The organism is Dokdonella sp., from assembly GCF_035703485.1.
In the GTDB taxonomy this organism is placed as follows: domain Bacteria; phylum Pseudomonadota; class Gammaproteobacteria; order Xanthomonadales; family Rhodanobacteraceae; genus Dokdonella.
Genome location: NZ_DASSYD010000099.1, coordinates 1 through 8,187 on the forward strand (window position 1 = coordinate 1; position 8,187 = coordinate 8,187).

10 protein-coding genes, 1 tRNA gene and 1 pseudogene are annotated in these 8,187 nt (G+C 58.0%); 3 read left to right on the forward strand and 9 right to left on the reverse strand.

The window, feature by feature from the left end; all coding sequences use genetic code 11:
- The first annotated feature begins 403 nt into the window (after positions 1-403).
- From VFN25_RS16810 to VFN25_RS07405, 3 genes are all read left to right on the forward strand, one after another.
- Positions 404-541: a DUF6429 family protein gene (locus VFN25_RS16810; protein ID WP_414648891.1), complete on the forward strand. Its 138-nt coding sequence runs from the start codon at positions 404-406 to the stop codon at positions 539-541.
- A 16-nt stretch (positions 542-557) separates the two neighbouring features.
- Positions 558-953: a GFA family protein gene (locus tag VFN25_RS07400; RefSeq protein ID WP_414648892.1), complete on the forward strand. Its 396-nt coding sequence runs from the start codon at positions 558-560 to the stop codon at positions 951-953.
- Positions 954-1,031: 78 nt separating this feature from the next.
- On the forward strand, positions 1,032-1,643 hold the full coding sequence (locus VFN25_RS07405; protein ID WP_325140399.1) for a hypothetical protein: 612 nt from the start codon (positions 1,032-1,034) through the stop codon (positions 1,641-1,643).
- A 35-nt stretch (positions 1,644-1,678) separates the two neighbouring features.
- Here the strand turns inward: VFN25_RS07405 and VFN25_RS07410 are convergent.
- From VFN25_RS07410 to VFN25_RS07450, 9 genes and pseudogenes are all read right to left on the reverse strand, one after another.
- Positions 1,679-1,753: transfer RNA gene (locus VFN25_RS07410), tRNA-Lys, on the reverse strand.
- 219 nt (positions 1,754-1,972) lie between these two features.
- On the reverse strand, positions 1,973-2,653 hold the full coding sequence (gene queC, locus VFN25_RS07415; RefSeq protein ID WP_325140401.1) for a 7-cyano-7-deazaguanine synthase QueC: 681 nt from the start codon (positions 2,651-2,653) through the stop codon (positions 1,973-1,975).
- Between the two features lie 381 nt (positions 2,654-3,034).
- Positions 3,035-3,712 carry a 7-carboxy-7-deazaguanine synthase QueE gene (queE, locus tag VFN25_RS07420; protein WP_325140403.1) on the reverse strand — a complete coding sequence of 226 codons (678 nt, stop codon included), beginning with the start codon at positions 3,710-3,712 and terminating at the stop codon, positions 3,035-3,037.
- A gap of 25 nt (positions 3,713-3,737) precedes the next feature.
- Positions 3,738-4,700, reverse strand: a complete 963-nt coding sequence (ybgF, locus tag VFN25_RS07425) for a tol-pal system protein YbgF (protein WP_325140405.1) — start codon at positions 4,698-4,700, stop codon at positions 3,738-3,740.
- The gene (gene pal, locus VFN25_RS07430) at positions 4,652-5,164 is read right to left on the reverse strand and encodes a peptidoglycan-associated lipoprotein Pal (protein WP_325140408.1); all 513 of its coding nucleotides are present in this window, start codon (positions 5,162-5,164) and stop codon (positions 4,652-4,654) included. The genes ybgF and pal overlap by 49 nt, the downstream gene beginning before the upstream one ends.
- Before the next feature lie 100 nt (positions 5,165-5,264).
- Positions 5,265-6,575 carry a Tol-Pal system beta propeller repeat protein TolB gene (gene tolB / locus VFN25_RS07435; RefSeq protein WP_325140410.1) on the reverse strand — a complete coding sequence of 437 codons (1,311 nt, stop codon included), beginning with the start codon at positions 6,573-6,575 and terminating at the stop codon, positions 5,265-5,267.
- 7 nt (positions 6,576-6,582) lie between these two features.
- Positions 6,583-7,482 (reverse strand): cell envelope integrity protein TolA, encoded by a 900-nt coding sequence (gene tolA, locus VFN25_RS07440; RefSeq protein ID WP_325140412.1) that lies wholly within the window; start codon positions 7,480-7,482, stop codon positions 6,583-6,585.
- Positions 7,483-7,487: 5 nt separating this feature from the next.
- Positions 7,488-7,928: a protein TolR gene (gene tolR / locus VFN25_RS07445; RefSeq protein WP_325140414.1), complete on the reverse strand. Its 441-nt coding sequence runs from the start codon at positions 7,926-7,928 to the stop codon at positions 7,488-7,490.
- A gap of 135 nt (positions 7,929-8,063) precedes the next feature.
- Positions 8,064-8,187 (reverse strand): annotated as a pseudogene (locus VFN25_RS07450) (protein TolQ); the annotation flags it as partial.

The following is an 8,187-nucleotide window of genomic DNA, read 5'->3' on the forward strand; positions in this document are numbered from 1 at the left end:
ATGCATACTGCTGCTTGAAGTCTGGTGCGTGTGCTGTTTTCATGATCAGGTAGCCTCATCAATTCTTGGTCGAATGTCCCCCGGAAACGGGGGTGTGAGGCTACATTTTATATTCCCGCGGAGCTGCGCCTTTTTTGCCGCGTAGCGGCTTCGTCCAACTATCCGGTCAACCGGACACAAATCCGCTACGCGGTCTTTGCGCCTGTTACCTCGAGCCTTAGAAACCGTGAAAGCCAGCCGTGAACGCAGCAACAGTTACGCTTTCCGTCACAGTCGATGCCCGCGAAGTGAGGTGCCCTCGGTGAATTATGATCAAACGAAGATTGAGGAAGCTGTCCTCGCACTGCTTGCTGCATTCAGCTTTGATGGTGGTCGTGCCTAAAAGGGTTTCAGCTTTGATGTAATGGATGCCTTGCATGAGCAAGGCCTCATTGGTGATCCGAATCGCAAAGCGAAATCTGTCTGGCTCACCGAAGAAGGACTTGAGCGCGGTCGAAAAGCAGCAGACCGACTATTCGGCGGATCGCATGGCGCCGCCTGACTGGTCGCCTGGCGTGATGTCAGACCGTCAAGCGACATGCAGCTGCGGAAATCTGGTCGTCCGAACGCACGGCGATCCTGTTCGCAATTCGATTTGTCATTGTTTCGCGTGCCAGAAACGCACGGGCAGCCCATTCGGTGCCCGGGCCAGGTTCGAAATTGGCGCAGTGAGAGTAGCGGGTCGGAGCAAGGAATATGTCCGTATCGCTGAGAGCGGCAATGCCGTTCGATTCCAGTTCTGCCCGGACTGTGGCTCTACAGTGGCTTGGCAACTTGATGCGCTATCGGGATTTATTACTGTGCCGATCGGCGCTTTCGCGGATCCTCACTTCCCACAGCCTGAAGTGTCTGTGTTTGAGGAGCATCAACACTCATGGGTGCAATTGCCAGGCGGAATGGAGCATCTTGCCTGATGCATTTGGGCCGGTGCGCAGCGTATGCGTTTGACGAGCAACACACGGGTTCCTATCTGCTTTTGGAGACAAACCATCATGAAAAGTGACCGATTGACCTTTATTGGTGCTGCTATCGTTTTGACGTTGGCATGCGCCCCGTTGGCAAGCTGGGCCCAAGCAGATCCGTCCTGGTTGAAAAGTTGGAATGAGGCGCAGCAAAGTCGGCCGCAGGCGATGACGCCAAACGGCAGAATTGCCAAAGAGAGCGAGCCTGGCAGGCCAATGGTCATCCTCGGCCAGGTTTTCGGTGCAAAGGGAAAGCCGGCTGAAGGCGTGGTGGTTCACGCCTACCACAGGGACAACAAAGGCTTCGATTTCGGGCTCAATGACGACGCACTGACGACCTGGAGGCTTCAGGGCTGGGCACGAACAGGGGCGGACGGACGATTTCAATTTCAGACGATTCGACCGGCTGCAGATCACATGGGTCGTGAAGGAGCACATATTCACTTCACGCTCGAAACAAGCGATTTCGGCCGCCAGTGGGCACCGAAAGTTTTCCTTGCAGACGATCCACTGGTGACGACTGATCAACGGCGACGATCAACAGAAGCGGGGAAATTCGGCTGGGTGCGGGAGGTCGAAACCCAGGATGGCGTTCAGCAGATCCGGGTGAAATTCCAGCTCAAGAACTCGGCTGATTTCTGAGACACAGGGATGATCAATCACTTCGGTGGATTGAATGGTGGGCCGTGAAGGATTTGAACCTTCGACCAATGGATTAAAAGTCCACTGCTCTACCGCTGAGCTAACGGCCCGTCTCTTTTCAATACCGCTGTCGCGCAAAGCGCGACGATCACTCCCCCTCACCGGGAGAGGGCACGGGGTGAGGGCCGGACTGCGACGAAACCACATCGAAGCCTCAAACCAATCACTCTCCATCTCCGCTGAGAGACGACACGTGTCTCGATCGCGTTCGTGTCCGGGCCGATCGAGTGTCATGCACGCGAACCGCCAAGTTTAACGACAAATTCGCTTCAACGATAGCGGGTCGGGTCAGAAATTCCTGCGCTGGCGAACCCTTCCGCACGGAGACGGCAGGCATCACAGTGTCCGCAAGCCCTGCCCTCGTCGTCTGCGCTGTAGCAGGAAACGGTTTCCGAGAAATCGATCGCGAGTCGGAGCCCTTCTCGTGCAATATCAGCTTTGCTCATGCTCATGAGTGGCGCGTGGACCTGAATTCCGCTGCCTTCAATGCCGGATCGGGTCGCCAGATTCGCCAATTTCTCGAACGCCTCGATGAATGCAGGTCGACAATCGGGATAGCCGGAATAATCGACCGCATTGACGCCGCAGAAGATGTCATTGGCTCCGATCACTTCGGCCCAGCCAAGCGCGATCGACAACATGATCGTATTGCGTGCCGGCACATAGGTTACCGGAATGCCGTCACCGCCCTGCTCCGGGACATCGATGTCCGCGGTCAGGGCCGAGCCTCCGATTGAGCGCAGGTCGACGCTGACCGTTTTGTGGGCAATCGCCTGCTGCTTGCTGGCGAGCTTGGCGGCCGCCAGCAGTTCCGAGCTGTGGCGCTGGCCGTAAGCGACGCTGAGCGCGTAGCAGGCGAAGCCTCGCTCACGTGCGATCGCCAGCGTGACCGCCGAATCCATGCCGCCTGACACCAGCACGACGGCTGGCTTGTTTGAATTATTGCTCATGATTTCCTCTCATGATTCATTGCATTTGCGTCCTGGACCCAAGCTTGGGCCTATCCAGAAGCAGAGGTTTGCTTGAGGCGCCATGACACCGTGCTTGTTGATTTGATCCAAACCTGCGGTGACCGTTTGCGCGACCCCCGCGCCTGATCAAACAAAGCAAAGTCACTGGGTCCCTGCCTGCGCGGGGACGACGAAAAATTTCGGCAACCGCAGCTACATTGCTTCCATGTCAAACGCGGCTCACGCTACCAAGACACTTGAAAAACGTCTTGCGGTGCATCTGCCCCGCCCGACTCTCAAACCTCAACCGTAGTCGCTGTGCCCAATCAACAGCCCCTATCCCGCAAACAGCTAGGCGCTCACTGCTGACAGCCGCAAGGCCTAGCGCCCTGGCTGATCACCCCAGAGCAACTTGTGCAACTGCATCTGGAAGCGCACTGGCAATCGATCCTCGATTATCCAGTCAGCCAGATCCCGCGGCGCAAGTTTTCCCTGGACCGGCGACAACAGGACCGGGCAACGCGAGGTCAGATCATATTCGTTGATTCTGGCGATGGACCAGTCGTAATCAGCGCGATCGGCGAGGACAATCTTGATTTGATCATGCGCTTGCAGATGATCGATGTTGCTCCACAGGTTTCGCGCCACCTCACCGGAACCGGGAGCTTTGAGGTCCATGACCTTGCGCACGCGTTGATCCACCTCGGAGATATCGAGAGCGCCCGACGTTTCCAACGAAACCTCATGCCCTGCATCGCACAGAGCCTCAAGCAACGTCAGACAACGCTTCTGCGCGAGCGGCTCGCCGCCAGTGACGCAAACATGTCGCGCGCCGAATCCGGCGACCGTCGCCAGGATCTCGTCGATCTCGTGCCACTGACCGCCATGAAACGAATATTCGGTATCACACCATACGCAACGCAACGGACAGCCAGTGAGGCGGACGAACACGGTCGGCCAACCTACGCTGTCGGATTCGCCCTGCAGCGAGAAGAAAATCTCGGTCAGACGAAGACGCCGGCTTGAGGCCGGCGTCGAATCGTTTTTCGGAATGGTCACGGGCAACAACGATCCAGCAGCTCGCTCAGCGACGATTTTCTAACTGGAGCGCACGCAAGCGACCTTGGGCAAGTCGCGCAACCGTGGTGTTCGGATAGACCGTAATCACGTTGTTCAAGGTGCGCTCGGCGGCATCCCATTGCTTGAGCTCGTACTGGCAATAGCCCGTTTTGAGCAAGGCATCAGGTGCCTTCTGATTTTGCGGAAAGCGCGTGAGCAAGGTGCTGAAGGTATCCAGTGCGACGCGGTAATTCTGGGTGACGTAGTAGGACTCGCCAAGCCAGTAGTAGGCATTGCCGGTCAGGTCAGCGTTTGGGTATTGGTCGATGAAGGCCTGAAAGCGGCGTGCGGATTCCGAATAGCGGCCATCCTTGAGTGCTGCAAAGGCTTCGTCGTAGCTGCGCTTTTCCGCTTCCGGATCGACTGGCACAGCCTGATCGTCGAGCGCAGTCATGGCGCTATCCGCGCTTCCACTCGAAGTCGAGGGATCAACGGGAGCCAGACTCTCGTCTTCCGGGGTCAAGCTAGTTGCTGAGGAATCAGTCGTTGCCGGATTTCCAAGCTGGATATCCTGCAATCCTGCATCCTGATTGGGATCAGTTGCCGTCGACGGGGCTACCGCACCGCCGCGGGTCCCTTCAATACGGCCAATTCGCGAATCCAGATCGATATATTGATCCTTGGCACGTTGCTGGGCCTGGCCAAGCTGATGGCGCAGTTCTTCGACCTGCCCCTGCAGAGCCTGGATCTGCGATTGCAGCGCCTGGATCTGATTGACCAGTTCGACACTTCCCTGCCCGCCCGAAGCCTGTTGCTCGAGACGCGTGACGCGCTCGGAAAGACTGAGCCGATCGGCATGGGCCGGCTGCGCGAAAGCAGCAGCGGTCATGAAGACCGCTGCTGCGATGCTGAAGCTGACGCGGGAGTCGCTGAGAAACATCAGTTCGCGCTGGTATAGACGATTTCGACGCGGCGGTTCTTCGACCACGCTGATTCGTCATGGCCGCGATCGACCGGACGCTCTTCGCCGTAGCTGACGACGTTGAGCTGACCCATCGAAGCGCCGGCTGCGCTGAGGGCGCTCTGCACGGCATTGCCACGACGCTCACCCAGGCCGAGGTTGTACTCACGGGTACCGCGCTCGTCGGCATGGCCTTCGAGGGTCACGCGTGCATTCGGGAACTGACGCAGGTACTCGGCGTGGCAGGTGATCTGCGCGCTGAATTCCGGCTTGATTTCGGTGCGATCCAGATCGAAATAGACCACGCGCTGGCGCAGGCAGGAATCGGTATCGAGATCACCAACCTTGTAGCGTCCGGTGTCAACAACCGGTTGTGGCTGCGTGACCGGTTCTGGCGCCGGCTCCGGTGCCGGCTTGACCGCCTTCTTGGCGCAGGCGGAAACACCGGCGACGAGCATGACGGAAAAAAGGATTCGGGTTGCGTTGTTCATTCTGTGTTCCCCTACATCGGTTGTTATGGTTGCTGCGGGTTCAGTGGAAAGTAGCGCTGACATTTTCATGCCATTGATCAGGTATTGTTTCTGGCGACGATTAACGTTGGCGGAATGGACCCCATGCCGGCTCGCGCACATCACCATCAGCGAGAACCAGTCGTTGCCTCACCCGACCGTCGGCCGAGACCGCGTACAACACGCCGCGAGGTCCTTCTGTCGCTGCGTATATAAGCATGCTGCCGTTTGGAGCGAAGCTGGGCGACTCATCCACGTTGCCCGGCGATATTTCGCTGTAACTAGCTGTAGCGCGGTCAAAAACCGTAATACGATACACGTTTCCAGTACCCTGTGCCATGGCGATTTTCTTGCCATCGCAACAGATCGTGGCACGTGCATTGTACTGGCCCTGGAAGGTCAAGCGGGTGGCATTGCCCCCTGTCGCGGCCACCTCGTATAACTGCGGTTTACCTGATCGGTCCGATGTAAAGATCAGGCTACGGCCATCCGGCATCCAGGCGGCCTCCACATCAATCGCAAAATGGTTCGTGATTCGCTCTTTTTTGCGGGTCGCCAGATCCATGATGTAGATGTCCGGGTTGCCGGCGAAGGAGAGATTCATGGCCAACTTGCTGCCATCGGGGGAGAATGCCGGGCCGCCGTTGATGCCTTTCAGAGCCGAAATCAGTTCGCGTGAGCCGGTCGACAGATCCTGGATGTAGATCGAAGAATTGCCGCGCTCAAATGAGACGTAAGCAAGCTTTCGCCCATCCGGCGACCATGTCGGCGACATCAGTGGCTCGCGCGAGCGCACGACCACTTGCGGATTGAAACCGTCTGAATCGGCAACCATCAGCGCGTACTGGGTGTTCTGGCCGAGTCCAACGGAGGTGACATAGGCGATTCGCGTCCAGAACGCGCCACGAACACCGAGAATTTTTTCATAGATCAGGTCAGCGATTTGATGGGCGACATCGCGCATGGCGGTGCGTTGGCCGCTGATGGCCAGTCCGATCATGCGTGTCTGGCGAGCCACATCGAACAGCTCGAACTCGACGCGCAGGGCACCGTCGCCAGCATCGGCAATGCGTCCGACGACAAGGTAGTTTTGCTTCAGCAAACGCCAGGTCGCGTAATTGACCTCGGTCTCGCGGGTCGGAAATTCGACGATATCGCGCTTGGCCAGGGTGAAGAATTTACCGGAACGGGCAAGATCGGCACGCACGATCTCCGATACATCGGTTTCCGGCGGAAGTCCTGCGCCCTCGAAGGCAAATGGCACCACGGCCACCGGATCGGCAGTGCGACTGCCATCGGTGATGTCAATGCTCAGACCCTGCGCCATGGCTGCACCGCTGCAAGCGAGCAACAACATGAGGAGTCCGAGGTGGATGAGGATTCGATTGTTCATCTGAAAATTATCCTTGACCATCGTATTTGAAATTGAATGTGATTTCGCGACTGAAAACTTTTTCATAGCCGCGATAAGGCAAGGGTGCCGCCCGCATCACCGCTTGTTCGATCGACATGCGCGCCGCGGCATCGGCATTGCATGGCGAGGTGACACGCGCCGAAATCACGTCGCCGCCCGGGATCTGCACGATCAACAAGGTACAACGCAACCCGGGTGGAATCGACTCCGGCCGATTCCAGTTCTGGGTCACGGCTGCCTGAATCGCAGCGGCGTAGCGTGCCTCAAGATCGTTGTCCTGGCCGCCGGCACCGGTTTGCGCCTGTTTCGATTCCTGATCCAGCAACTCGTCCATGCGCTGCCTTTCGGCCTGTTGTTGATCAGCCAGACGCTTGTCCTGAAGTTGCTTGAGTCGCTCTTTCTCCAGATTCTTCCTTTTCTGGGCATCGGCGAGCTGCTTGCGCACCTCAGCCAACTCCTTCGCTCGCGCGGCTTCCTGTTTTTCCTGTTCAAGCAGAATCTGCTCGCGACGTCGCTTTTCTTCCTGCTCCTTTTTCGCTTCTTCCGCCTTTTGCGCGGCGATCGCGGCGATCTGCTGCTGTTCGATCAGATCCTGCTTCGGGGGTTCCGGCGGTGGCACCGTATCCGGCTTCGGCTTTTCCGGTTCGGCTTTGGCTGGGGGTGGCACAGGCTTGGGTCGACTCGGTTTCGCTCGCGGTTTGCTGGATGCCGGCTTCGGCGCGCTGGTCGGTCCGACCAGACTCGCCTCGATCACCGGCCCAGGCATGACCACCGTGCGCGATTGCGTCGTCCACAGCAGGCCCAGCGCTATCAGACCGATCAGCAGCCCATGCAAGAGCAGTGAGTAGAGGACTGCGCGCGCCTTGTCGGCAAGACTCTCCTTCATGCGGTTCAGCGCTTTCCTTCGGGTTGCGTTGGCTGGCTCATGAGCCCGACTTTCGGCGCACCGGCTTGCTGAAGCAGCACCATGGCTGCATAGATGCGTCCATATTCGACGCGCTCATCGCCGCCAATCATTACCGGCACCTGCGGATTCTGGCGTACGAAAGCTGAAACCTTGTTGACCAGGGTTTCTTCATCAACCGGCTCGCGCGCGGTGGCGCCGATGGTCAGGAAGTAGGCGCCATCCTTGTCGACGCTGACGATGACCGGCTCCTTGTCGTTCTGGATCGCCGATGCGCTGGATTTCGGCAATTCGATGTCGACTCCGAGATTCATCAACGGCGCGGTAACCATGAAGATGATCAACAGAACCAGCATCACATCGATATACGGAACGACGTTGATCTCGGCATTGAGCTTGAGGCGTTTGCGATTGCGATAGGACTGCATCAGGCGACTCCAACCTCGAAACTTTCGGCGGGCTTGAAACGCTTCATGACATGCAACGCGGATCGGGACCCCTCGGGGTTCCTGGAACAACCCCAAGCAACTGGCGCAACCTTCAGGGGATGCGGAATCGTCGCCTCAATCATCAGTGTGGGCCTGACGTTGCAGCACCGAAGAGAACTCTTCGAGAAAGGTTTCATAGCGCAAGGCCACACGCTCAACCCGGGTGGCGAAACGGTTGTAGGCCCAGACTGCCGGAATC